General features: G+C 40.0%; 28 protein-coding genes, 6 tRNA genes, 1 other RNA gene and 1 riboswitch. Of the genes, 18 read left to right on the top strand and 17 right to left on the bottom strand.

Annotated features, from left to right (window positions below):
- Window positions 1–25: 25 nt before the first annotated feature.
- From ABLB98_RS03365 to lysM, 7 genes are all read left to right on the top strand, one after another.
- On the top strand, window positions 26–586 hold the full coding sequence (locus ABLB98_RS03365) for a DUF177 domain-containing protein (protein ID WP_004663562.1): 561 nt from the start codon (window positions 26–28) through the stop codon (window positions 584–586).
- A 78-nt stretch (window positions 587–664) separates the two neighbouring features.
- Entirely contained in the window at window positions 665–850 is a 186-nt protein-coding gene (gene rpmF, locus ABLB98_RS03370) for a 50S ribosomal protein L32 (protein WP_004638135.1), read from the top strand.
- A 196-nt stretch (window positions 851–1,046) separates the two neighbouring features.
- Window positions 1,047–2,039, top strand: a complete 993-nt coding sequence (fabD, locus tag ABLB98_RS03375) for an ACP S-malonyltransferase (RefSeq protein ID WP_087546979.1) — start codon at window positions 1,047–1,049, stop codon at window positions 2,037–2,039.
- On the top strand, window positions 2,036–2,770 hold the full coding sequence (gene fabG, locus ABLB98_RS03380; protein ID WP_348882782.1) for a 3-oxoacyl-ACP reductase FabG: 735 nt from the start codon (window positions 2,036–2,038) through the stop codon (window positions 2,768–2,770). The genes fabD and fabG overlap by 4 nt, the downstream gene beginning before the upstream one ends.
- An 86-nt stretch (window positions 2,771–2,856) precedes the next feature.
- A complete protein-coding gene (gene acpP / locus ABLB98_RS03385; protein ID WP_004655272.1) occupies window positions 2,857–3,093 on the top strand; it encodes an acyl carrier protein in 237 nt (78 codons plus the stop codon).
- A 186-nt stretch (window positions 3,094–3,279) separates the two neighbouring features.
- A complete protein-coding gene (acpP, locus tag ABLB98_RS03390) occupies window positions 3,280–3,522 on the top strand; it encodes an acyl carrier protein (protein WP_004682864.1) in 243 nt (80 codons plus the stop codon).
- Between the two features lie 215 nt (window positions 3,523–3,737).
- On the top strand, window positions 3,738–4,211 hold the full coding sequence (gene lysM / locus ABLB98_RS03395) for a peptidoglycan-binding protein LysM (RefSeq protein ID WP_348882781.1): 474 nt from the start codon (window positions 3,738–3,740) through the stop codon (window positions 4,209–4,211).
- Between the two features lie 77 nt (window positions 4,212–4,288).
- On the opposite strand, the gene ABLB98_RS03400 is transcribed toward lysM, so the two are convergent.
- On the bottom strand, window positions 4,289–5,056 hold the full coding sequence (locus ABLB98_RS03400) for a hydroxymethylpyrimidine/phosphomethylpyrimidine kinase (RefSeq protein ID WP_348882780.1): 768 nt from the start codon (window positions 5,054–5,056) through the stop codon (window positions 4,289–4,291).
- Between the two features lie 93 nt (window positions 5,057–5,149).
- Here ABLB98_RS03400 and ABLB98_RS03405 point away from each other — a divergent pair, with 93 nt between their 5' ends.
- Window positions 5,150–5,824, top strand: a complete 675-nt coding sequence (locus tag ABLB98_RS03405) for an HAD-IA family hydrolase (protein ID WP_256415236.1) — start codon at window positions 5,150–5,152, stop codon at window positions 5,822–5,824.
- 48 nt (window positions 5,825–5,872) lie between these two features.
- Here ABLB98_RS03405 and ribB read toward each other — a convergent pair whose 3' ends face one another.
- The 12 genes from ribB to ABLB98_RS03465 all read right to left on the bottom strand — a co-directional run bounded on the left by ribB (window position 5,873) and on the right by ABLB98_RS03465 (window position 13,096).
- On the bottom strand, window positions 5,873–6,532 hold the full coding sequence (gene ribB, locus ABLB98_RS03410; protein ID WP_348882851.1) for a 3,4-dihydroxy-2-butanone-4-phosphate synthase: 660 nt from the start codon (window positions 6,530–6,532) through the stop codon (window positions 5,873–5,875).
- Between the two features lie 98 nt (window positions 6,533–6,630).
- Window positions 6,631–6,786: riboswitch (FMN riboswitch) on the bottom strand.
- A 219-nt stretch (window positions 6,787–7,005) separates the two neighbouring features.
- Window positions 7,006–7,386: an aspartate 1-decarboxylase gene (gene panD / locus ABLB98_RS03415; RefSeq protein ID WP_348882779.1), complete on the bottom strand. Its 381-nt coding sequence runs from the start codon at window positions 7,384–7,386 to the stop codon at window positions 7,006–7,008.
- Window positions 7,387–7,532: 146 nt separating this feature from the next.
- Window positions 7,533–8,114 (bottom strand): aminoacyl-tRNA hydrolase, encoded by a 582-nt coding sequence (pth, locus tag ABLB98_RS03420; RefSeq protein ID WP_087546975.1) that lies wholly within the window; start codon window positions 8,112–8,114, stop codon window positions 7,533–7,535.
- Window positions 8,115–8,133: 19 nt separating this feature from the next.
- On the bottom strand, window positions 8,134–8,430 hold the full coding sequence (gene rplY / locus ABLB98_RS03425; RefSeq protein ID WP_004663523.1) for a 50S ribosomal protein L25: 297 nt from the start codon (window positions 8,428–8,430) through the stop codon (window positions 8,134–8,136).
- Window positions 8,431–8,527: 97 nt separating this feature from the next.
- A complete protein-coding gene (locus ABLB98_RS03430) occupies window positions 8,528–9,481 on the bottom strand; it encodes a ribose-phosphate pyrophosphokinase (protein WP_004663520.1) in 954 nt (317 codons plus the stop codon).
- Between the two features lie 37 nt (window positions 9,482–9,518).
- Window positions 9,519–9,593 (bottom strand) — tRNA-Gln (locus ABLB98_RS03435).
- A gap of 85 nt (window positions 9,594–9,678) precedes the next feature.
- Window positions 9,679–9,753, bottom strand: a tRNA-Gln gene (locus ABLB98_RS03440).
- An 18-nt stretch (window positions 9,754–9,771) separates the two neighbouring features.
- A tRNA-Gln gene (locus tag ABLB98_RS03445) sits at window positions 9,772–9,846 on the bottom strand.
- A gap of 25 nt (window positions 9,847–9,871) precedes the next feature.
- A tRNA-Gln gene (locus tag ABLB98_RS03450) sits at window positions 9,872–9,946 on the bottom strand.
- Window positions 9,945–10,778 carry a 4-(cytidine 5'-diphospho)-2-C-methyl-D-erythritol kinase gene (ispE, locus tag ABLB98_RS03455; RefSeq protein WP_249570802.1) on the bottom strand — a complete coding sequence of 278 codons (834 nt, stop codon included), beginning with the start codon at window positions 10,776–10,778 and terminating at the stop codon, window positions 9,945–9,947. The genes ABLB98_RS03450 and ispE overlap by 2 nt, the downstream gene beginning before the upstream one ends.
- Window positions 10,779–10,791: 13 nt before the next feature.
- Window positions 10,792–11,373 carry a lipoprotein insertase outer membrane protein LolB gene (gene lolB / locus ABLB98_RS03460; protein ID WP_005158352.1) on the bottom strand — a complete coding sequence of 194 codons (582 nt, stop codon included), beginning with the start codon at window positions 11,371–11,373 and terminating at the stop codon, window positions 10,792–10,794.
- Between the two features lie 4 nt (window positions 11,374–11,377).
- Window positions 11,378–13,096, bottom strand: a complete 1,719-nt coding sequence (locus ABLB98_RS03465; protein WP_348882778.1) for a tetratricopeptide repeat protein — start codon at window positions 13,094–13,096, stop codon at window positions 11,378–11,380.
- Window positions 13,097–13,175: 79 nt separating this feature from the next.
- Here ABLB98_RS03465 and hemA point away from each other — a divergent pair, with 79 nt between their 5' ends.
- On the top strand, window positions 13,176–14,459 hold the full coding sequence (gene hemA, locus ABLB98_RS03470) for a glutamyl-tRNA reductase (RefSeq protein ID WP_004663511.1): 1,284 nt from the start codon (window positions 13,176–13,178) through the stop codon (window positions 14,457–14,459).
- A gap of 6 nt (window positions 14,460–14,465) precedes the next feature.
- Here hemA and ABLB98_RS03475 read toward each other — a convergent pair whose 3' ends face one another.
- Together ABLB98_RS03475 and ABLB98_RS03480 are read right to left on the bottom strand one after the other, a co-directional pair.
- Window positions 14,466–16,352: a CHC2 zinc finger domain-containing protein gene (locus tag ABLB98_RS03475; RefSeq protein ID WP_348882777.1), complete on the bottom strand. Its 1,887-nt coding sequence runs from the start codon at window positions 16,350–16,352 to the stop codon at window positions 14,466–14,468.
- A gap of 129 nt (window positions 16,353–16,481) precedes the next feature.
- The gene (locus ABLB98_RS03480) at window positions 16,482–17,561 is read right to left on the bottom strand and encodes an outer membrane protein assembly factor BamD (RefSeq protein WP_348882776.1); all 1,080 of its coding nucleotides are present in this window, start codon (window positions 17,559–17,561) and stop codon (window positions 16,482–16,484) included.
- Between the two features lie 71 nt (window positions 17,562–17,632).
- Between ABLB98_RS03480 and rluD the strand changes: the two genes are divergently transcribed.
- From rluD to ABLB98_RS03500, 4 genes are all read left to right on the top strand, one after another.
- Window positions 17,633–18,682, top strand: coding sequence for a 23S rRNA pseudouridine(1911/1915/1917) synthase RluD (gene rluD / locus ABLB98_RS03485; protein WP_087546968.1), 1,050 nt, complete (start codon window positions 17,633–17,635; stop codon window positions 18,680–18,682).
- A gap of 86 nt (window positions 18,683–18,768) precedes the next feature.
- Window positions 18,769–19,509 (top strand): peptidoglycan editing factor PgeF, encoded by a 741-nt coding sequence (pgeF, locus tag ABLB98_RS03490; protein ID WP_348882775.1) that lies wholly within the window; start codon window positions 18,769–18,771, stop codon window positions 19,507–19,509.
- Between the two features lie 82 nt (window positions 19,510–19,591).
- Complete coding sequence (locus tag ABLB98_RS03495; protein WP_050041354.1) at window positions 19,592–20,164, top strand: flavodoxin family protein; 573 nt, start codon at window positions 19,592–19,594, stop codon at window positions 20,162–20,164.
- Between the two features lie 116 nt (window positions 20,165–20,280).
- Window positions 20,281–21,489 carry an IS256 family transposase gene (locus ABLB98_RS03500; RefSeq protein WP_348882774.1) on the top strand — a complete coding sequence of 403 codons (1,209 nt, stop codon included), beginning with the start codon at window positions 20,281–20,283 and terminating at the stop codon, window positions 21,487–21,489.
- Between the two features lie 22 nt (window positions 21,490–21,511).
- Here ABLB98_RS03500 and ABLB98_RS03505 read toward each other — a convergent pair.
- Both ABLB98_RS03505 and smpB read right to left on the bottom strand, forming a co-directional pair.
- Window positions 21,512–22,251, bottom strand: a protein-coding gene (locus tag ABLB98_RS03505) for an IS5 family transposase (RefSeq protein WP_369028923.1) whose coding sequence is annotated in 2 segments (ribosomal slippage) — window positions 21,512–21,915 and window positions 21,915–22,251 — 741 coding nt in all. Because the reading frame shifts where the segments join, the coding sequence is not laid out codon by codon here.
- A gap of 91 nt (window positions 22,252–22,342) precedes the next feature.
- Entirely contained in the window at window positions 22,343–22,819 is a 477-nt protein-coding gene (smpB, locus tag ABLB98_RS03510; protein WP_004663490.1) for an SsrA-binding protein SmpB, read from the bottom strand.
- Between the two features lie 128 nt (window positions 22,820–22,947).
- Between smpB and coaD the strand changes: the two genes are divergently transcribed.
- The 5 genes from coaD (at window position 22,948) to ABLB98_RS03535 (ending at window position 24,536) form a co-directional block, all read left to right on the top strand.
- Window positions 22,948–23,439 carry a pantetheine-phosphate adenylyltransferase gene (coaD, locus tag ABLB98_RS03515; protein WP_004663488.1) on the top strand — a complete coding sequence of 164 codons (492 nt, stop codon included), beginning with the start codon at window positions 22,948–22,950 and terminating at the stop codon, window positions 23,437–23,439.
- A complete protein-coding gene (locus ABLB98_RS03520; protein WP_004913970.1) occupies window positions 23,440–23,703 on the top strand; it encodes a YfhL family 4Fe-4S dicluster ferredoxin in 264 nt (87 codons plus the stop codon). It abuts the gene before it with no gap.
- Between the two features lie 26 nt (window positions 23,704–23,729).
- Window positions 23,730–24,085, top strand: an RNA gene (rnpB, locus tag ABLB98_RS03525) — RNase P RNA component class A.
- Between the two features lie 62 nt (window positions 24,086–24,147).
- Window positions 24,148–24,224: transfer RNA gene (locus tag ABLB98_RS03530), tRNA-Met, on the top strand.
- Window positions 24,225–24,459: 235 nt separating this feature from the next.
- Window positions 24,460–24,536, top strand: a tRNA-Met gene (locus tag ABLB98_RS03535).
- Window positions 24,537–24,556: the final 20 nt, after the last annotated feature.

Raw genomic sequence — 24,556 nt, forward strand, 5'->3', positions numbered from 1 at the left:
AATTTGTAGAATTGCCGCCTTAATTATGTCAGCAAATACTTTTCCAAGCCAAATCGAGCCATTTAAATGGGCTGAACAGGGCTATACATGGTCAGGAACACTGCCATTGTCTCGCTTTGCTCGTATTGCTCGAGAAGCTGTTGGTTCAATTGATGATCAATTGATCAACATAGACTGTAAGCTATCAATGGATGCCTATCATCGCATTGTATGGTTAGATGGACATATTGATACTAAAGTTCCAATGGAATGCCAACGTTGTTTGGGATCTGTTGAAATTGAATTAGTCTCAGAATTTCATTTAGCTTTAATTGATGATGAGTCACTGATAGAGCGATTGGATGAGGATGCTGATTTCATCGTTTTAGGTGAAAGTGAATCGTCGAAAAAAGGGAGTATTGATACACCTGCTTCGATTGATTTACTCGCATTACTAGAAGATGAATTGTTATTGTTGATGCCTTTGTCTCCCAAACATGATGTTTGTGAGCATAAACATCAACCTGTCGTTCAGGATGTTGTCGAAGAAAAGCGGGATAACCCGTTTGATGTTTTGGCAAGTTTGAAAGGCAAACTTAACTCATAACACAATTTGTGTTATCATGTTGAGTTAAGACAACTGAATTTGTTCTGATCCATTTTTCGATCTTTGTAAGGAGCCATCATGGCCGTTCAGCAAAACCGTAAAAGTCGCTCTCGCCGTGACATGCGCCGTTCACATGACGCTTTAACCGAGAATGCATTATCTGTAGACCAAACTACTGGTGAAACTCATCGTCGTCACCACGTGACTAAAGACGGTATTTACCGTGGTCGTCAATTATTCGCTAAAGCAGCTGATGCTGAATAATTGAGTTATATGCATTAAGCGTTAGCTTAAAGTATAAAAAAATGGGAGCGAAAGCTCCCTTTTTTGTTGTTTTTCGCAATTAAAAAACGATTTAATCAATGGTAAATTGCCGCATCGGAAAAGAGTCTGTTGTCATTCTCATGTAGAATCATGAGTGTTGATAAAACTGGCGATAGACCATTTTAAGGATTTTTATATGTCGACTAAGCGACTTGAGCAGGCTGCTCAAGCAACAAAAACAGCATTTGTTTTTCCTGGTCAGGGTTCACAAAAAGTAGGGATGCTGGCTGAGCTTGCAGAGCAGTTTAGTGTCGTTCGAGATACCTTTGCAGAAGCATCAGCAGCACTTGGTTTTGATCTTTGGCAGATTGCCCAAAGTGGTGAGGGTTTAGATCAAACTGAAAATACTCAACCAGTTTTGCTAACAGCAAGTATTGCCTTATGGCGTGTATGGTTAGAGTTAGGGGGTATAGCACCGAAATACTTGGCTGGACATTCTTTGGGAGAATATAGTGCGCTTGTTGCAGCAGAGGCAATGACTCTAGCTGACGCTGTTAAATTAGTCCATTTACGCGGAAAATTGATGCAGAGTGCTGTTCCTCAAGGTACAGGCGCAATGGCTGCAATTCTTGGTTTAGCCGATGAGAAAGTGATCGAGCTTTGCCAAAAAGTGAATGCATCTGCGGCAGGCCAAGGTTCGGTTGAAGCGGCGAATTATAATGCGCAAGGTCAGGTGGTGATTGCAGGCAGTACAGCTTTGGTTCAGCAAGTCATGGCTGAAGCAAAAGAGCAATCTGGTAAAGCGATTGCATTGCCTGTTTCTGTTCCGTCACATTGTACCTTGATGAAACCAGCAGCAGAAAAGTTTGCTGAAGCTTTGGAACAAACTGCCATTGAGCTACCCCACCTTCCTGTAATACAAAATGTCAACGCGGAAATCGCGACAGATGTTGCTCAATTACGACAGGCATTAACGGCTCAGTTATATCAGTCAGTTCAATGGACACGTACCATGCAATATCTTCAAGATGAAGGTGTGCAGTATGTGGTTGAATGTGGGCCAGGTACGGTGCTCAGCAATCTTGCCAAGCGATTACCCAACATAGAAAAAGCATTTGCGATTGATAGCAAAGCACGTATGGAAGATGCCCTAAACGCAGTGTTAGTGGCAGAAGGAAAAATTGCATGACACAACAACGAAAAGTTGCGTTGGTGACAGGGGCTAGCCGAGGAATTGGCGCAGCAATTGCACAGCAACTCATTCAAGACGGTTTTTTTGTGGTAGGCACCGCGACCTCTGAATCAGGTGCGCAAAAACTGACAGAAAGCTTTGTTGAACATGGAGCAGGTGCTGTACTCGATGTTCGTGATGGTGCAGCGATTGATGCACTTGTATCAGATATTGAACAAAAATATGGTTCAGTACTGATCTTGGTGAACAACGCAGGCATTACCAAAGATAACTTGTTGCTTCGTATGTCGGAAGATGATTGGGATGATATTCTCAATATACATCTGAAAGCCGTATATCGCTTGTCTAAGCGCGTATTGAAAGGTATGACCAAAGCACGTTTTGGCCGCATTATTAACATTAGTTCAGTGGTTGCACATTTTGCGAACCCTGGACAGGCGAACTACTCAGCAGCAAAAGCAGGGATTGAAGCATTCAGTCGTAGCTTAGCCAAAGAGATGGGGAGTCGTCAGATTACAGTGAACAGTGTTGCACCTGGTTTCATTGCCACTGAAATGACTGATCAGTTAAGCGAAGATATTCGTAAAAAAATGACTGATCAAGTAGCTTTAAGTCGTCTAGGTGAACCTCAAGATATTGCTGATGCAGTGAGTTTCCTGGCTAGCGATAAGGCTAGTTACATTACTGGTACAGTTTTACACGTAAATGGTGGTCTATACATGGCCTAACTGGCGATGTATAAACTTTTAAAAGTTTTTATATTCAATTAAACTAGTGGCAAATCAAAACGCCACAAGCAATGAGGAGAATTCCTGTGAGCGATATCGAACAACGCATCAAACAAGCTGTAGCTGAACAATTAGGTATGCGTGCTGAAGAGATCAAGAATGAAGCATCTTTCATGGATGATTTAGGTGCTGACTCTTTGGATCTGGTTGAACTTGTAATGTCTTTCGAAAATGATTTTGATATCACGATTCCAGACGAAGATTCTAATGAAATCACGACTGTTCAATCTGCAATTGATTATGTAACCAAAAAACTTGGTTAATCATATCACATGATTAAAAGCCACCTTTTTCGGTGGCTTTTTTATATGTTCAACTTTTCATATGAATAGATGTAAAAATATCTTACAAAAAAAATAAACTATAAATATGAAAATAATTTATTTGAGTGTATAAATTTTATGCTATTTAAAATAATGTATTAAACCATAACAACAAAAGGGAATTTTATGAATATAGCAAACCGTATTAAAGAGATCATTATTGAGCAACTTCGTGTAAATGAAGAAGATGTTTTACCAAATGCATCCTTTACAGATGATTTAGGCGCTGATTCATTGGCTGTAGTTGAGCTTATTATGGCTTTTGAGGGAGAATTTGGTACTCAAATTCCTTATGAAGAGGCTGAGAAAATTATTACCGTTCAATCTGCAATTGATTATATGACCAATATTGTGGGAGAAAATGCTTAAATTGCTTCAAGTTTTGAACGAATTGAAAGCCGCCGTAAGGTGGCTTTTATATTTAAAAAATATATAAATGTGAAAGCTTAAAATCAGTTTTACTGCATATACATATATTTACAAGACTTCGTTAAATTGAAACTCGCATGCTTTATTTTTTCTGTATAACTAATTGTAAGTCTGTTTTGACTATGCTTAATCAATAATTACAGAGGAAATAAAAAATGGGTATTTTTGATTTTGTTAAAGGCATTGGTAAAAAAAATACAGCACCAGCAGAACCTCAGCCTGCTCCAGCCACACCTGTTGAGCCTTCAGCTCAAGAAATTGCCAATAAATTATTAGGTTTGATTAAAAGTTTAGGTCTTGGTGTTGATGGTTTATCAGTAACCTACAATGGAAATACGGATACAGCCATTATTAAAGGGCGAGTCAAAAGCCAAGCAGATAAAGAAAAGATAGTTCTTGCCGTTGGTAATATTGATCATGTTGCTCAGGTCGATGATCAGATGACGGTTGAAGTACCTGAACCAAAAAGTAAATTCTATACAGTAAAATCAGGTGATAATTTATCTAAGATTTCTAAAGAGTATTATGGCGATCCAAACCAATACAATAAAATTTTTGAAGCGAATAGACCATTACTCAAAAATGCGGATGATATTTTTCCTGGACAAGTTTTGCGTATTCCCCAGTAATTTATGGATTGTAAAAAAGGCGCATCGGCGCCTTTTTTGTTAATAAATTCTGGAAGATTTATCAATTTGAAAACAACTTAAAACCGTTTCGGAATCTTCTGCCCATTCACCACAGGCGATTCCGCATTTTTCAAAACACCAAACAACCACGTTTCAGCATGTTGGACAGCAGTTTTGAGTGAGTCACCTAAGGCTAAACGCCCTGCAATGAAACTTGCCAAAGAACAGCCAGAACCATGATATTGTCCGTCTAAACGAGGGCAATGGCTTTCAGCAATCATTTTGCCGTCAGCATAAAGTACATTGCGAATATGATCAGGTGTATCTTCATGTCCACCTTTCACTAGTACAGCTTTTGCGCCCATCTCAAATAATTTTTGAGTGGCTTGCTCAATATCATCAATACCTGTTAATGCTCTTAATTCAACTGTATTTGGGGTAATGACTGTAGCTAAAGGAATTAACTCAACAAATGCTTTAACTAATGTTGCTTGATCACCGAGTGAACCCCCACTATTCGCGACTAATACTGGATCGAGTACATATTGATAATCTGGGTGTTGACGTAAAAACTCAGCCAATGCAGCAATATTATCGGTTGTACCCAGCATGCCTGATTTTACACATTTAATCGGTAAATCACCCACTACTGCATTTGCTTGAGCAAGTAGTAACTCTTTGGACGTGGCTTCAAAACCAAACACTTGTTGCGAGTTTTGAATGGTCAATGCTGTGCAGGCAATGGCTGCATGTGCGCCACTTTGCCCAATTGCCTCAATATCTGCTTGTAAGCCAGCACCACCTGATGGATCTAAACCTGAAAAACATAGTACGGTAGGACGCACAGCCATTTCCTTTTATTCTCTCATTTAAGCTAGTATATGGGAGTTTCGAGAAACTCTCGACTATGTTATGTAAGGCTTTAAGAGATTGAACGAATGACGATCAAAAATATTCTGATTGATTTAGATGGGACTTTAACTGACCCTAAAGCGGGTATTCATCGCTCAATTCGTTATGCTTTAGAAAAACTGGGCCACCCTTTAGCGGATGGAGTTGATTTAGATTGGACGATTGGACCTCCGTTGAAAGCTTCTTTGGCAAAGTTATTAAATACTCAGGATGATGATTTTGCTGAACAAGCGTTACTTGCTTATCGTGAGCGTTTTTCAGTGACTGGTTTATTTGAAAATGAAGTTTATGCAACAGTGGTAGAAACGTTGCAACAGTTACAACTACAAGGTTATCGATTATTTTTAGCGACGGCGAAGCCAACAGTTTATGCGAAACGTATCCTTGCCCATTTTGGTTTGGATCAATTTTTTACTGAAATGTATGGCAGTGAATTAACAGGTGAACGTACCAATAAAGTAGATCTAATAGCTTATATTCTTGAAAAAGAGCAATTGGATGCGCAGCAATGCATTATGGTGGGAGACCGACAATATGATGTGATTGGTGCACGTGCCAATAGTATTGAAACCATTGCTGTAAATTATGGTTACGGCACAGCAGAAGAACTCGCTCAAGTACAACCGATTGCTCAAATCGCACAATTTAGCCAATTGCTTAATACGGTGAATCAACTGAATTTAGAACGAAAAGTATCATAATCATGAACGCAATAAAAAGCCTCGAATGATCGAGGCTTTTTTGTTTCATTAAATATTATGTTTTAAGCGGTATTGAACCAATTCTTCGATACTAATCACGGTAAGGCCATGTGTTTGAGCATAAGCTAGAACTTGAATACCTGATGCCATAGAGCCATCAGGATTAGTCAGTTCACATAATACGCCAGATGGTTTTAAACCAGCCAAACGGGCTAAATCTATTGTTCCTTCAGTATGTCCTCTGCGAGTTAATACGCCACCATTACGTGCACGTAATGGGAACACATGGCCTGGGCGACTGAGGTCACTTGCAATAGCACCATCTTTAGTGGCAGCTAAAATTGTTGTTACGCGATCTTTAGCAGAAACACCGGTGGTCACACCTTGTGCTGCTTCAATGGTTACCGTGAATGCTGTTTTAAATTGGCTAGAATTGTCGACCACCATTGGTGGGAGTTCTAGATGATCGGCCAACTCTTCTGTCAGGCATAAGCACACAATACCAGAACCATCACGAATCATTCGTGCCATGGTTTCGACAGTGAGTGTTTCAGCAGCAATAATTAAGTCGGCTTCATTTTCGCGGTCAAAATCATCCATTACCAATACTGGTTTGCCTTGGCGGATGTCTTCTAAAGCTTGATGAATACGTTGTTCAGCAGGGGAAAGGGCTGAAAAGAAAAGTTCGGGTTGAATTAAACTCGACATAATGAAACGCTCTCGTAAATAGGATACGGTTGAACATTTCAGGACTGATGTAAAAAATAAGCGTACACCAAAACAACGCGAAAAGCGTATTTCAGTGGTTTCGTCTTCTTTCATCCGGACTATACCGTCGGCTTTGGTCTCTCACCAAATCTGCGAGTATATAAATATATACAGGCTCGTGGGCTGATTAGGTCACTTGATTGCAAGGCCCAACTTACCACCGGTGGGGAATTACACCCCGCCCTGAAGCGATGTGCTTTGATTATAGCTAGTTTTTTGAGAGGAAAGGGAACTATTTATGAAATGGATCGTTCTATTGAAATATGAATTTAAGCAAATGAAGTTTCGGTTTTGTCGTGGAGAAGTCATTGTTTTTGAATTGTTTTGATGAGTTCTATTCAGCACTTAGTATCGACCTAGCCATAAAAAAAGCCAGTTCATATTGACTGGCTTTTTAGAAATCTTTTCAATATTTATGCAATTTGTACAGGAATACAGTTTGCCGTGTGATTGACTGTATTGTCTGGATTTGCATAAACCAAACGTGGTTTGTGAAGGTTGGCTTCTACTTCAGTGAAATCAGCAAAAGTTGCAATAATGACTAAATCACCGACATCAGCTTGGTGTGCTGCGCCACCATTCACTGAAATAATACCTGAGTCATCTTCACCACGAATTGCATAAGTTGTGAAGCGTTTGCCGTTGGTTACGTTCCATACGTGGATTTCTTCGTATTCACGAATCCCTGCTAAGTCCATTAATACACCATCAATTGCACAAGAACCTTCATAATGAAGTTCTGCATGAGTGACAACTGCACGGTGAATTTTACATTTTAATAAACGAGATAGCATGGCTAGCGTCTCCTGAGTAAGACCTAAGATGAATATCTTATTGGTTGACTTGTCACGTTTCCCGCTGGCGATAGGCGGTTTGATGCGCATTTTGCGCTTAAAAATGCAATATGGCAAGCGTGATTGATCAACAATTCAGTTTAAATTTAAGCGGGTTTGTATGCATTAATTTGATTCATTGCCTGTGAAACTTGTCCATCGACAAGCATTTTCACTTTTGATAAAGCATGATCAATCGCAGCATCCATTAAAGCTTGTTCACTGCTAGGAGCTTTGCCAAGCACATGACCAGAAACACGTTCTTTAGAACCAGGATGTCCAATTCCTATACGTAAGCGATTGAAATTAGCACCAATATGTGGAACGATGTCGCGAAGACCATTATGTCCGCCATGTCCACCACCTGATTTTAAACGAATAATACCAGGATCCATATCGAGTTCATCATGAGCAACAAGAATTGCTTCAGGTGCAACTTGATAAAATTTGGCAAATGGTACGACACTTTGACCAGAACGGTTCATGAAAGTGGTAGGTAAGAGTAAACGTACGTCATGACCATCAATTTGACCACGACCGCTGTATCCATGAAATTTTGGATCAGCCTTTAAAGAAATACCATAACGATCTGCAAGCTGTTCTACGAACCAGAAACCTGCATTATGGCGGGTTTGGGCATATTCCTTACCAGGATTACCCAAACCAACAATTAGCGAAATATTTGACACTAATTTACGCCTTTAACACTTATGCGCGTTTAAAGTCAGCGTGCATAGGTGTGTTTTTAGCTGGGTGACGTTGTAACGCTTGGATTTTAACGTTTTCAACTTTATCACCGATTTTGATTTCGATAACTTCTTCGAAGAAAGCATTGTTTTCTAAAGCTTTAACAATTTCACGAAGCTCTAAAGTAACAGCTACAGGCTCAGCGCTACCACCATAGATGATTGCTGGGATTTGAGCAGCGTGGCGAAGGCGGCGGCTCGAACCTTTCCCTTGTTGTGCTACTTCACGTGCTTGAGCGTTTAATACGAAGTTTGCCATGGGCATATCCTCATTGAGTTTGAGTAACTAAACTTGCGACCAGTTTAGTGATAGAAAAACCCTAGCGAGCTAGGGTTTAAGAAAAAAAGCTGGGCTATTATAGATAACTATCGAACATAGCGCTAATAGATTCTTCGTTATTGATACGACGAATTGTTTCAGCAACCATGCTTGCAACAGAAACTTGGCGAATTTTACCTAAGTTTGCTGCTTCATCTGAAAGAGGAATCGTGTCAGTAACAACGAGTTCATCAATAACAGAGTTACGAAGGTTATCAATCGCTTTACCTGATAAAACAGGGTGAGTCGCATAAGCAATCACTCGACGAGCACCAAATTGTTTCAGTGCATCCGCAGCTTTGCAAAGCGTACCTGCTGTGTCGACCATGTCATCAACAATGACACAGTCACGATCTTTTACATCACCAATCAAATGCATCACTTGTGACTCATTTGCTTTTTGGCGACGTTTATCAATGATAGCTAAATCGATATCACCTAACTGTTTTGCAACAGCACGTGCACGAACAACACCACCTACGTCAGGAGATACAACCATTAAGTTGTCATGTTGTTGTTGACGTAAATCAGCTAACAACGCTGGCGTACCATAGATGTTATCAACTGGGATATCGAAGAAACCTTGAATTTGGTCTGCGTGTAAGTCGATCATTACCACACGGTCAATACCTACAGTTGTCAGCATGTCTGCAACAACTTTTGCAGTAATTGGAACACGAGCAGAACGTGGACGACGATCTTGGCGTGCATAACCGAAATACGGAATGACTGCAGTGATACGACCAGCACTTGCACGACGCAAAGCATCAGCCATGACCAAGATTTCCATCAGGTTATCGTTGGTTGGCGCACAAGTAGATTGAACGATAAAAACGTCTTTACCACGAACATTTTCAGTAATTTCAACTGAAATTTCACCATCAGAAAACTTGCTTACAGAAGCAGCACCGAGAGGGATATGTAAATGGCTTACGACTTTTTGGGCGAAATGTGGATGAGCACTTCCACTAAAAACGACAAGATTGGGCATGAAGCACCCTTGGCGGTTGGCTTATAATGAATTTGGATGGCAGGGGCGGCTGGATTCGAACCAACGGATGCCGAGATCAAAACCCGGTGCCTTACCACTTGGCGACGCCCCTAATGCGGCAGAACTTTAATCGTTTTGTATGATAATGTCAATATGATTGAACAGGTATCAATATAAAACAAGTCTGTCTAAAGATATGGCAGGGGCGGCTGGATTCGAACCAACGGATGGCGAGATCAAAACCCGCTGCCTTACCACTTGGCGACGCCCCTAAATTTGATGATATGTAATGGCAGGGGCGGCTGGATTCGAACCAACGGATGGCGAGATCAAAACCCGCTGCCTTACCACTTGGCGACGCCCCTATTACATACATCTACAGGTGAAAATTGGCAGGGGCGGCTGGATTCGAACCAACGGATGGCGAGATCAAAACCCGCTGCCTTACCACTTGGCGACGCCCCTAACGTGTAACTTTGAAATGTCTTAAAGGTGATTTTGCTAAACTGTTGACCAAGTAAGCTTTACAAGGTGCGTTTTGCAAAATCTTCTTCGTATCCATTTCACTGGTTACTTCAGTAAAAACACAAGCACCTGTACCTGTAAGCTTTGCTAGACCAAATTGATCTAAATATTGCATTGCTTCTTCTACTTCAGGATATAACTGTCGAGCCAATGGCTCAAAGTTATTTCCAAAGCTAGAAGGTTCTAACTGATAGGCGCAAAATGTAGTGATCTTAGAATCTCTTGTCAATGTTTTTTGTGAAAAAAGTGATTGAGTGCTGATAAAACAATCAGGTTTTAAAATTATGAATTGTTTTTGAGCTAAGTCTATGAATGATAAATGTTCACCTATGCCTTCTGCCCATGCATTTCGACCAAAAATAAAGATAGGCACATCTGCACCCAGTTGCATACCATAATCAGCTAATTGCTGTTCATTTAAACCGCATTGCCACAGTTGATTGAGTACAATGAGTGTAGTGGCTGCATTAGATGAACCGCCGCCAAGACCAGCACCCATCGGAATATTTTTCTCGATTTGAATATTTAACCCACATGGTTCTTTTGCATGGGGTTTGAGTAATTGTGCTGCACGATAGATTAAGTTTTGTTCAAGAGCAACCTCGTTTAAGCCTTCAATATGAATCATTCCATCCTCAATTGGCTCAAAAGTCATCCAATCATATAAATCAATCAGTTGAAAAATAGTTTGTAATTCATGATAACCATTGTCTCTACGACCAGTGATGTGCAGAAATAAATTCAATTTAGCAGGGGAAGGTACTCTAATCATAAAAGAATCTAATCTATCGGTTTTGAATCACCATTGTAATACGGTTTTCTTTATCGTCAGCAAGTGCTTGCTTCAACAAAAGTTTATTTGGAAGGATTTGCTTATCGTTATAGCTGAAATCAACAGTCCAGCCATCTTCAATGAGCTGTTTCAAGCGATTTTGTTCGTCTTTGCTCGCTTGAGCATTTTGCGTCGCAGGCTTCGCTTGTACCCAGTAGGCAAGGTGCATAATCGGTGCCTGCCAACCTGTTGCTTTTTCTAATAATTCTTCAGGTGTAGCTGCCGTAATCAGACCTGTTTTGGCGCTATTTAAGGTGACTTGACCTGGTTTGCCTTCAATTTGGGTTTTCCCAACACCTAAAATTCCAGTCAGTTCAATATCAAATTGATCTTGTTGTTGAACCCATGTAAAAAAAGCACTGCCAGACTGTTGTGGTGTACGTACACCTATTTTACCTTGTAAGCTAAAGTTATTTTCATCTTGCACTTGTGGTGAAGCAATGATCTTATTTGGTTGGCTTAGATGTTGGCAGCCTGTTAATACTAGGACACTACTGCTACATATCGCGACACATAATTTTGAAAACAAGCGCATGTATTTAACTCTTTTTTACAGTGATAGGTAAGATTAAGCTATCAAGTTGTTGTAATTGTGGGGCATTTGCATGTTTTTGTTTCAATTGCTGTAACACCTCACTAAATTGTGTGAGTGCGCCTTGCATATACAGCGCTTTAGCATAGCGAACTCCAATATTGATATTTTGGCTAATTGAATAGGCTTGTCCCAAGACTTTGGTTGCGGTATCAAAATCATTTTGTAGAAAAGCGATATAGCCCAATGTATCAAGAATAGAGGCTTGTTCAGGTGCAAAGTTGAGCGCTAGTTCTGCATATTTGCGCGCTTCTTTTAGGCGACGATTTTGCAATGCTAAGGTATAGGCATAAGCGTTTAAATAGGTTGGGCTATTGGGTTCAATAATTAAAAGTTGCTTCAAAGTTTTATCTAATTTATCCCGATCGGTATAAGGATCCAGCAATAATACTTCTGCATAAATCAGTTCAGGATCATCGGGTAAGCTCTTAATCGCTTCATCTAGCAATACTAAAGCTGCTTTTTTATTATCCATCTTCTTTAAAATATCAGCTTGAGCTTGATAGAGGAAACTTGCATGTTGTGGATAATTCACCCGTTCTTGTGTAAGAAAGCGTAAAGCATCATTCAGTTGACCTTGCTTCTCAAAAATCGCGATCATATTGCGTCGAGACACAATATATAAGCTGCCATCCACGAGTCGATAGTATGCTTTTGCGGTTTCATAATGTTGTTTGCGCTGTGCATTGATTGCAAGATAGTAATAAGCTTCATTCTGATATTTTGCTGAAGAACGCAATTCAACTAAATATTGTTCAGCTTTTTCGTATTGTTTTAAATCAATACTGGTTAAGCCGGCAATAAATAAGGCTTCTTCAGTTTTTGGATAATCTTTGATAATACTTTCAAGCTTATCTAATGCTTGCTGTTGTTGATTGATTTGAATGTAATAGCGAGCTTCAGCTAATCGTATATCAATATTGGTTTTATTTTTTCGACTGGCTTGTGCAAACCACTTTTGTGTTTCAGCATCGTCGCGTAAAGCCATTAATAGATTGGCTTTCATCAGAATGAAACTGGTCGATTTTGAACGTTTACGTAAGGCTTTATTGATATTATTTAATGCTTGCTCATATAAGCCATCTTGCGCTTCTAATCCAGCGATTAAAGCCAAGATAGATGGGTTTTCACGTTCTTTACTGGTACGTAAGGCATTTAATAAAATTTCACGATCTTGTGCTTGTTCGGGTGCAATCCCTGCCAAAATTTGTTCGAGATCAGCAGTTGGGTCAATATTTAAGATCTTATCTAAGGTTTTAGCTGCCAATTCATATTCATGAGTTTTCAGGGCAATATGTGATAAGTAAAATAAAGCAGGAACATCTTTGGGTTCTTGTTCTACCCAATGTGTTGCAATATCTAATGCAGATTGAAAATCGTTATATTCTAAGGCGACATCTAAAGCACGCTGTTTGATTGTGGTTGAATTACTTCGAATTGCCAGCACTGTATAATTGTGTAATGCAGTTGCAATATCATCATAAGCAAGAGAAAATTCAGCAACCATACTTTGTTGTAATGCGTTGTCAAAGCTTTTATCTGCATACATGTCGTGTATTGCTTGTGCAGAGACATACGAGCTCATGCTACCTAACAACAAGATTGTGGTAGAATACCGTCGAATCGTCTTGCCGCTAAAAAGGGTACGGCGATATAGCTGACGCAATTTTTATTGATCCAAAGTAATGCTTTTTATGACACCGATGTTGCACAATAACATAAATTTAGCGAAATGATGATCTGATATGTCTTTCTTTGCATTGGGTGTCAACCATCAAACAGCTTCTGTTGAACTTCGTGAACAAATCGCTTTCAATGCAGAGCGATTAGCTGCGCTATTGCTTGAACAAAATAAACATTCACCTTTGAATGATTTAGTTGTTGTATCAACTTGTAATCGCACTGAAGTTTATGCCATGACAGAAGATGCTGATAGTGTTCTGACTTGGTTAGCCCAAGTGAATAATATTGATGTAAAACAGTTAATTCATCATGTTTATCGTTACGAAAATGCCCAAGCTGTTACACATTTGATGCGTGTTGCAAGTGGTTTAGACTCTTTGATGTTGGGTGAGCCACAAATTTTAGGGCAAGTCAAAAGTGCTTTGGCTTTATCTAAAGACGCACAAACTGTGTCGCCTGAACTAAATAGTGTTTTTGAATATGCTTTTTATGCAGCGAAACGTGTTCGTTCAGAAACCTCTGTAGGTAGCCATGCTGTTTCAATGGGTTATGCAGTTGCTCAGTTAGCATTGCAAGTCTTTAGTCGCCCTGAAAAGTTAACGGTTATGGTAGTTGCCGCAGGTGAAATGAATAGTTTGGTTGCTAAGCATTTAGCGGAAATGGGTGTGGCAAAAATTCTAATTTGTAACCGTAGCCGTGAGCGTGCTGATTTACTGGCACAAGAAATTGCTCATCAAGTTGAGGTTGAAATTATTCCTTTTGCTGAACTTGCCCAGAATTTATATAGAGCAGATGTTGTCTCGAGCTGTACAGGAAGTTTACATCAAGTTATTCAATATTCAGATGTTAAAGCCGCACTTAAAAAGCGTCGCTATCAGCAAATGTTGATGGTCGATTTGGCTGTTCCACGTGATATTGATCCGAAAGTTGAATCATTAGATAACGTATATTTATATGGTGTGGATGATTTACAAAGTGTGATTGATGAAAATTTAGCGCAACGTCGTCAGGCGGCTGTTGAGGCTGAAATTATGGTGAATCAATTGGCTACTCAATTGATGACCCAACAAAAAGTGAAAGAGGCGAGTAGCACCATTCAAGCTTATCGTCAGCACAGTGAAGAAGTCAGCCAAAAAGAATTGGCACATGCATTAGAGTTACTGCAACATGGTCATGCCGCAGAACAGGTGATGCAGGAGTTTGCTCATCGCCTATCACAGAAACTTATGCATCCAACTTCTATTTTATTAAGAGAAGCTGCTAAAGCTGAAAATCCAGATTATTTTGAATGGTTACAGCAACATCTACAGGATGTGTTTGAGCATGAGCGTAAACCGAGACAGTAACTTAGCTTAGGACAATAGCTTCAAGCTAATCTGTTTTGTTAACTCATTTAATTGTTGACGTAAATTGCGTGATTCGATGAGTGAGATAGGTGATCTCAGTTTTAATTTTAAATATTTTTCTTGTAGATTTAATGAAAAGTCCTTAGCCAATTTATCAGCAATCTCAGGTGCTTGAGTTAATGACTCAATATTAGTTCTTTGCATAACATCGGCAATCTCATGACTATAACGACTACATGCACCGAGTACGTAATAGGTTGCTAATTCCTGATCATCCGGTAAATCATCAAAGATAATGTTGAGCACTGCTAAAACTTTAGCCAGCAGCTCAGTTTGGTCAATCACTGCCAGTAATTCTTCAAAATGAATATAGAGAAATGGGTGATGCATTAAAATTGCGATTGCAAAATCTTCATCTTTGGTTTGAATATTAAAAGATAAAGAGGCATCGTGGCTGATTTGAGGGGTAAAACGTTTGCCTAGACCGAGTTTCTCACGGAAAGATTGACTCAGCAGATAACGGAATGAGCCATGCTTAGGTAATAATTCTGTTAATTCACGTAGTTCTCCCATGACTAAACTTTTACCTTCTGGCGTGCTAACGTCATGTTGCCCTGTTAAATGGGCAAACACAAAGTCAGATAAAAGCGGTGCCTGTTGTAATAATTTTTGGAAGTTTTCTAAGCCTTCACGACGAATCAATGAGTCTGGGTCATGTTCATTCGGAAGCACAAAGAATTTTAATTCACGACCATCATTGAGTAAGGGGAGCGCAATTTCTAAGGTGCGTCGTGCCGCTTTCTGTCCTGCAGCATCCCCATCAAAGGCAATGGTAATACGAGAGTTTTGTTTAAATAGGGTAGTTAAATGATCCGCATTACTGGCTGTTCCCAGTGTTGCGACAGCACCATTGATCCCATATTGCTGTAAGGCAATCACGTCCATATAGCCTTCGACCATTAACCAATCGTTGGCTTTGAGTTTACGACCCTCATATAAACCATAAAGCAATTGATTCTTGTGGAAGACCTCTGAATCTGGTGAGTTAATATATTTAGGTTTAATTTCATCATTGAGCGCACGACCACCAAAACCAACCACGCGGCCTTTATGATCGCGGATCGGAAAAATTACCCGCTCACGTAATAAATCAAAATCTCGACCGCTATCACTAGAACGAATCAAACCCAACTGTTTCAAACCTTCAATATCTTGTGGAAAGGCTTTTTCTAAATGCTGCCAATCCTCTGGTGCATAACCCAAACGCCAAAATTGAATCGTTTGTGCCGATAAGCCACGTTGTTTGAAATAATTTTGTGCTTTTTGACTTATTGGGAGTTGACGTTCATAAAACTGAGCAACGTTTTCCAATAAGTCATAGAGGTTACCTTCTTGAACTTGTTCATCCATATAAAAGGATGGATCAAATTGAGCAAAAGGATCATCCATAACGCGATCTATATCGACAAAATGTCCATCGATAAATTCATCTGCTACAAAAATAGGTGCTGGATTTTCAGCGACTGACGTATTTGTTGGTTGAGCCGCTGCAATTTGTTGAGGACTACGTTTATAAGAAAGTTTTTTATTGTCGTGATTATCTTTCGGTAATTCGATGCCTGTCTGATTAGACAAATCTTTCATCACATCGACAAAGTTCCGACTATCAATGTCCATGAGGAAGCGAATCGCATTTCCATTCGCTTGACACCCAAAGCAATGATAATACTGCTTATCTCTATATACATGGAATGATGGAGATTTTTCCTGATGGAATGGACAACAGCCTGAGTAAGTACGCCCAGTCTTTTTTAACTTCACACGTTGACCGATTAAATCGACGATATCAGTTCGATCTAAGATTTGATCAATCGTATGTTGTGGAATTGCCATGTACATTTAACCATTTTGGACTGAGAGATAACATCTTCATTGAAGTCAGTGTGTCAGAATTTATTGTTGCATAAAATGAAAAACAGGCAAGGGTAGACTTGCCTGTTTTATGGTTTTGATGAGTGCAAATTAATTTGCAGCATCAGCCCCCGAAGTTTCTTTGGTCTCAGGCTTATCTAATAGCCCGAAGCTTAAACGGTTCATCCAACTTGGTTTATCTGTTGGTTCTTCAATAGGAGCAGAATCAATTTCTTCGGTTGTCGGTTTATCTAATAAACCAAGGCTCAAACGATTTGTTAAGCTGCGTTGCTCAGTTTCACCATTGGTTTGTTCTTTTACTTGTACCGTTTTAGATTCACGACCAAGCAAGCCTAATGTGGCACGATTGACCCAACTACCTTCTTTACGAGCAGCACGAAGATTTACTTCACCATTTGCCTTAACTAAATTTGGATAGTTTAGTTTTAAGAGATCAATATATTGCTTAGACGTGGCTTGATCGCCTAATTTTTGGTAGCTATACGCTAATATTGCAAGTGCTTCAGGTGTTTGTGGTGTTTGAGGGTAGTGTTCAATCACCCATTGTGCGCGTTCAGCAGCAGCCAACCATGCTTTACGTTGAATATTGAAACGTGCCGCATTCATTTCACTTTCAGCCAATTCTTGACCGATAAATTTCATACGTTGTGCAGCATCTACTGAGTATTGGCTACTTGGGAAACGACGAATCAAATCCACAAAGTTTTGATAAGCGACTTTAACGTAGCTCACATCACGATGTGATTGTTGTAATGAGGTATAACGAATCAAACTGTCATAATTCATTTCCATGTTGGCTACACCCCGAACATAGTAAGCGTAATCAACATTTGGATGTTGTGGATTTAAACGAATGAAACGATCTGCCAGTGCAATCGTACCTTCATAATCTTTTTGTTTAAATTTGGCGTAGAGGAGTTCAAGTTGTGCTTGTTGGGTGTATTGTCCAGTTGGATAATACGTATCTATCGCTTCAAGTGATTTAACAGCATCAGTATATTGATTACGTTCAAGTGATTTTTGTGCTTTTTCAAAATAGACTTGTTCACTTGACTGTGGGCCTTTATCAACCACTTCTTTTTTGCTTGGATTACTGCTACAACCAACAAATATAGACGCTACGCCTAAAGATAAAGCCAATATGGTAATTTTATAATGGGGTAGCGACATAAAAATTCCTCTGCTTTTGGGACAATAAGCTACAATGGTGCTATTAAACCATTTTTGTATCGATCATCAAAATGACTTCAACACAATCTTCCAATTCAAACCTTTCTGAGACAGATTTCTTACTTGAAGATTCTGTCGATGCAGATAATCATAATTCTGATACAACTGCAACACGTTTATCGTTGCAAATTCAACTCGATGAAGAGTATCTAGGTCAGCGTATTGATCAGGTTGCTGCATTGGTTTGGAGCGAGTTCTCTCGTGAAAAACTTAAACAATGGATGAAAGATGGGCATCTGTTGGTAAATGGTAACATTGTAAAACCTAAATATCGTTGCGAAGGCAATGAATTGCTTACGCTGAATGTTGAATTAGAAGCCCAAACCTCGAGTCAACCTGAAAATATTCCCCTCAATATTGTCTATGAAGACGACGATATTATTGTGATTAATAAAGAAGTTGGGATGGTGGTTCATCCTGGTGCTGGCAATCCTACAGGTACTTTGGTTAATGCCTTGCTTTATCATGCACCGAAACTGGCTGAGCTTTCACGTGCAGGTTTAGTACATCGTATTGATAAAGATACCAGCGGTCTATTGGTTGTTGCAAAAACATTGGAAGCCCAGTTTTCTCTCAGTAAACAACTTGCGAAAAAAACCGTTTATCGTGTTTATGATTTAGTTGCATATGGAAATATTATTGCGGGTGGCACGATTGATGAGCCAATTAAACGTCATCCAGTCGATCGTGTCAAAATGGCGATCTTACCAGGTGGGCGTGATGCAGTAACACATTACAATGTGAAAGAGCGTTTCCGCGACTTCACGCGTATTCAGGCGCAACTTGAAACAGGACGTACCCATCAAATTCGTGTGCATTTTAGTTATCTTGGACACGGTTTGGTAGGTGATCCTGTTTATGTCAATCGTGTACGTTTCCCTGCTGGCGCATCAGAAGTCTTAATTGACATGCTACGCAGTTTTAAACGTCAAGCGTTACATGCAGCAAAATTAGGTTTAGTGCATCCACGTACTGGCGAAGAAATGATGTTTGAAGCACCATGGCCAGAGGATTTCACTCAATTGGTTGAAGTACTTCGCCAAGAGAATGAAGCGTATTAAAAAAATTCTCTTTAAATAAAGGGGGATGTGTTTAGCTTCTCCCGTTCAAAAGCTAAGGGATATATTCTGGTAAGAGGACGGATTTTATGGAATTTGTACAAGGTTTGCCCAAAGGGGTATATGTTGGGCAAACAGGTATTCAGCATCCTCAAACGATTGCAACTCAAAATGAAAATCTATCAGGATTTAATCTGGCTTTGCACGTGAATGATGATGCACAACGTGTTCAGCAACATCGAATGCTCTTGTTGAATGAGTTGTCTGCATTTGGTGTAGATAAAATCACATGGATGACACAAACGCATAGCAGCATTTGTCATACAATTAACGAGCAAATTCCATTTATTGCGCTTGAAGGTGATGGCTTAGTCACACAGCGCACAGGTCATGCTTTAATGATGATGACTGCTGATTGTTTGCCTATTGTTTTGGGTAATAACGAAGGTACAGAAGTCGCCAATCTACACGCAGGTTGGCGTGGCTTGGCTAATGGAATTGTCGAAAATACTGTGACGGAAATGAAATCTCAGCCAACTTGGGCGTGGTTAGGCGCTGCGATCAGCCAACCTTGCTTTGAAGTCGGTGCTGAAGTAAAAGCCATTTTCTGTGAGCAATATCCTGAATTAGCTGTTGCTTTTATTTCAGGTCAAACTGAAGGTAAATATCAGGCTGATTTGTATGCAATTGCCCGATTTATTTTAAACAGTTTAAGTGTGGAAACAGTATTGGGTGGTGATCAGTGTTCTTATAAGCAAGCAGAGGATTATTTCTCCTATCGTCGTGATGCAAAAACTGGACGAATGGCAACATTTGTATTTATGCAATAAATCTATCCTTTGCACTATTGATTCGCCTTGTATTCGTTAAAAATGTTAAACTTGATCCAATTCATTGGTTTTTAAATTCTCCATGTCTGTTATTGAGCAAATTACTCCCCAAATCAAAGTTTGCGTGATTTACCATAGTCCTTATGGGCACACAGCTAAGGTTGCACAATATATCGCACAAGGCGCTGAACAAGCGGGAGCCGAAGTGCATCTACTTTCTGTGGCTGCACCGCAATGGGATTTATTGGATCAGGCCGATGTGATCGTGATGGGTTGTCCAACCTATATGGGGAGTCTTACATCAGCATTGAAACAGTTCATGGAGGATTCTTCTAAACGCTGGTTGGCACGTACATGGCAGGGGAAATTGGCTGCTGGTTTTACTAACGGTGGTGGTCTCAGCGGAGACAAATTGGCGGTATTACAGCAAATTAATTTATTTGCGATGCAACATGGCATGTTATGGGCTGGTTTGCCATTTATGCCAACAGGAAGAAGTCCATTGGATATTAACCGAATGTCGAGTTTTCTGGGTCTAATGACGCAGTCCGATAACGCTAGCGTTGAAATTACACCGCCCGAAGGTGATTTAGAAACTGCACGCAAGTTTGGCAAATATTTGGCTGAACTGCGATTAAAGCATGTAGTGATTTAGGGTCTGTTGAGAATTACCGAGAGTTAATTAAACTCGCGCACAAGAGACTGTAAATAAAACTGTGTAAACGCTTAAACTATCCCTCAACGCTATTAGGGGCAACACAGGTGTTTACCATGAAAGATGAAGCAATGCTGGCATTAGCCAAAGAATTTGCCAAGAACTTAAAGACAGAAGCTGACCTGAATAATTTCAGTAAAGCTCTAAAGAAATTAACGGTGGAAACTATTCTAAATGCTGAACTCACTGACCATTTAGGTTATGAGAAGCATAGTCCTAGAGCAGGTAAAAATGCTCGTAATGGCTATACAACTAAACGCCTACTGACTGATGATGGTGAGTTTGAGCTAGACACGCCTAGAGATCGTGATGGTACATTTGAGCCTCAGTTCATCAAGAAAAGTCAAACTCGAATCACGCAAATGGATAGTCAAATTCTATCCCTTTATGCTAAAGGCATGACGACACGAGATATCGTTGCCACGTTCAAGGAAATGTACGATGCAGATGTCTCTGCTACCTTAATTTCCAAGGTGACAGATGCCGTGATCGACCAAGTCACTCAATGGCAAAACCGCCCTTTGGATGCATTCTATCCAATCGTTTACCTAGACTGTATTGTCGTGAAGGTGCAACATAACAACACCGTCATCAACAAGGCTGTATTTCTTGCTTTGGGTGTCAATACAGAGGGGCAGAAAGACTTACTTGGACTGTGGATGGCTGAAAACGAAGGGGCGAAGTTCTGGTTATCGGTTCTTACAGAACTTAAAAATCGTGGCTTGCAAGATATTCTGATTGCATGTGTGGATGGATTAAAAGGCTTTCCTGATGCGATTAATACGGTCTATCCTGATACCCATATCCAGTTGTGTATTATTCATATGGTACGCAATAGCTTGAAGTATGTCAGTTGGAAAGATTATAAGGCCGTTACATCTGATTTGAAGAAAATCTACCAGTCGGTAACCGAAGATGAAGCCTTACACGCCCTTGATGAATTTGGTCAGAAATGGGATGACAAATACCCTCAAATCAGCAAATCATGGCTCGGGAATTGGCCGAATCTCAACACGTTCTTTGCTTATCCTATGGATATTCGTAAAGCAATCTACACAACGAATGCGATTGAATCATTGAACAGCGTTATCCGTCATGCGACCAAGAAAAGAAAAATCTTCCCGACTGATGATTCAGTGAAAAAAGTGGTATATTTAGCGATTATGGCAGCAAGCAAAAAATGGACAATGCCTATCCAAAATTGGAAATCTGCTATGAACCGCTTTAGTATCATGTTTGAAGAGCGTGTAACCAAGTATTTTTAAAACTGTATTTACACAGAATTATTTACACCCTCGCGCACAATTGAATCATGGCTCCAAAACTCGTATCTGTTTTACAACTACGCATCGCTATACGTTTAAATTCTTTTAACTTACAGAAATAGTTTTCAATGAGATGACGCCATTTATACATAATCGTATCAAATGCTCTCATTACTTTTCGATTAGATTTAGGTGGGATCACCACTTTCACTTTACGTTCATTGAGTTCTTGGATGAGCCAATCTGCATCAAATGCTTTATCCGCTAGTAATGCTTGAAAATCAACATCTTCGATTAAAGGTTTGGTTTCTACTAAATCGTGATATTGACCAGGCATTAATCGAAACTTAATGAGGTTGCCTAGACTATCCACTAAGGCAAGAATTTTACAGGTCATTCCACCTCGAGATTTACCTATAGACTGTTTGAAAGTCCCCCTTTTGCACCTTGGCCATGTCGATGAACTTTAACAATCGTTCCATCAATCATGGCGTATTCCAAATCAACATCTTCATTTACAGATGCAAAAATAGCTTCAAATACACCAGCTTTCACCCAATCACGGTATCTTTTAAAGACGGTATTCCATTTACCAAAATGAGCAGGTAGATCACGCCATGGACTGCCTGTACGGGCAATCCATAGAACTGCTTCTAAAAATAATCGATTATCTTTTCCACTACGACCTCGATCGGTCACTTTACCTAGGCAAAAAGGTTCCATTTTTGCCCATTGGGCATCAGTAAGTATGTATCTATCCATAGTACTATTATAAATTAATCACTACCCTTTGTTAATTCTCAACAAGCCCTAATACTTCATAATAAAAAACCTCCAATTCGGAGGTTTTTTATTATTTATGCAACATTCGTGCTTTATCTCTTTGCCAGTCGCGGTCTTTTTCCGTGGCACGCTTGTCATGTAACTGTTTACCTTTCACTAGCGCAATCTCCAGCTTAACCAGATGACCTTTCCAATAACAGGCAAGCGGAACACATGAATAACCCTTTTGGTTGACGGCACCCAAAAGTTTTTCTAGTTCGCGACGAGAAAGTAATAACTTACGTGTTCGTGTCGATTCAGGAACCACATGCGTTGATGCAGACAATAACGGCTGAATTTGTGAACCAAATAAAAAGGCTTCACCATTTTTAAAAATGACATAACTTTCGGACAGAGTCATACGACCTGCACGTAAAGACTTGACCTCCCAACCTTGGAGGGACATGCCTGCTTCAAATTTTTCTTCGATAAAGTAATCGTGACGTGCTCTTTTATTTTGAGCAATCGTGCCACCATTATGTTTTTTTACTACTGTTGCTTGCGCCATAATTCAAACTTCCACAATTACATATATTGTGCCGTAAAATGCAATCTTTTTCCATCGTTTAGCAATTTCGCGTTTAGAGCTAAATTTGTTAAAATATGTACCTTATCTCATTCACTAGAGTACAACGCATGTCTAAAACACGTGTGATTTATCCGGGGACTTTCGATCCAATTACCAACGGGCACGTTGATTTGGTTGCAAGAGCATCAAAAATGTTTGATGAAGTGGTGGTTGCAATTGCAATTGGTCATCATAAAAATCCAGTGTTTAGTTTAGAAGAGCGTGTAGAATTAGCAAAAGCTTCATTAAGCCATTTGTCTAATGTAGAGTTTGTTGGTTTTGATGGTTTGTTGGTCAATTTCTTTCGAGAACAACGTGCAACAGCGGTACTGCGTGGTTTAAGAGCAATTTCAGATTTTGAATATGAATTTCAGTTGGCAAATATGAACCGCCAACTTGATCCTCATTTCGAATCAGTATTTTTAACCCCATCAGAGCAATATTCATTTATTTCATCAACATTAGTAAGAGAAATTGCTCGATTGAAAGGTGATGTGAATAAGTTTGTGCCCGCTGTTGTTGTTGAGGCATTTGAACGTAAACATCAGCAAGGTTGGTAGATGTCTCTTTATATTACTGATGAATGCATTAACTGTGATGTTTGTGAACCAGTATGCCCCAATGAAGCAATTTATATGGGGGAATCAATCTATGAGATTGATCCTGCGCTTTGTACAGAGTGCGTGGGTCATCATGACAAACCGCAGTGCCAACTATTTTGTCCAGTTGATTGTATTCCTCTTGATCCCAATCATGTTGAGTCACAAGACCAACTGATGGAAAAATATAAAAAATTGACAGCGCAAAAAAATACAAGCAATTAACTTTGAACTTTGATAATATGCGCCTCGAAGTGGGCTGGACGGTCGCTGCTGTGGAGGTCTCCGTGACTGAAGCAGGGGAGGAAAGTCCGGGCTTCATAGGGCAGGGTGCCAGGTAACGCCTGGGCGGCGAAAGCCGACGGCAAGTGCAGCAGAGAGTAGACCGCCTCATTCGTGAGGTAAGGGTGAAAGGGTGCGGTAAGAGCGCACCGCGTGTCTGGTAACAGTTCACGGCAAGGTAAACCCCACCAGAAGCAAGACCAAATAGGAATCCTGAGGTACGGCCCGTACTGGATTCGGGTAGGTCGCTTGAGCGTATGAGTGATTGTACGCCTAGAGGAATGATCGTCCTCGACAGAACCCGGCTTATAGGCCCACTTCTAAGTTTTTTTGAAAATTGTGCTTGACGTGTGTAGCGAAAGTTAAGATAATGCGCCCACAGTTTTCGGCTATGTAGCTCAGTTGGTTAGAGCACCGCACTCATAATGCGGGGGTCACAAGTTCAAGTCTCGTCATAGCCACCATTTTATAGACCACGCTCCTGCGTGGTCTCTTTTTGTCTATTGTTTTTATAATTTTTCAAATACCTTTTTAACAAACTAATTTTACAGTTTAGTTAAGTCTTTAAATTTTTATGAAATTGCCGAAAAATGATCAAATGTGATTTAAAAGAATAAAAACTGTTCATATGTTCCATATTTTCAACGTCATAGACTTGACCGTTTAAGTGGAACACTAGATAATGCGCACACAGTTTACGGCTATGTAGCTCAGTTGGTTAGAGCACCGCACTCATAATGCGGGGGTCACAAGTTCAAGTCTCGTCATAGCCACCATTTTATAGACCACGCTCCTG

Source organism: Acinetobacter yuyunsongii (assembly GCF_041021915.1).
In the GTDB taxonomy this organism is placed as follows: Bacteria; Pseudomonadota; Gammaproteobacteria; order Pseudomonadales; family Moraxellaceae; genus Acinetobacter.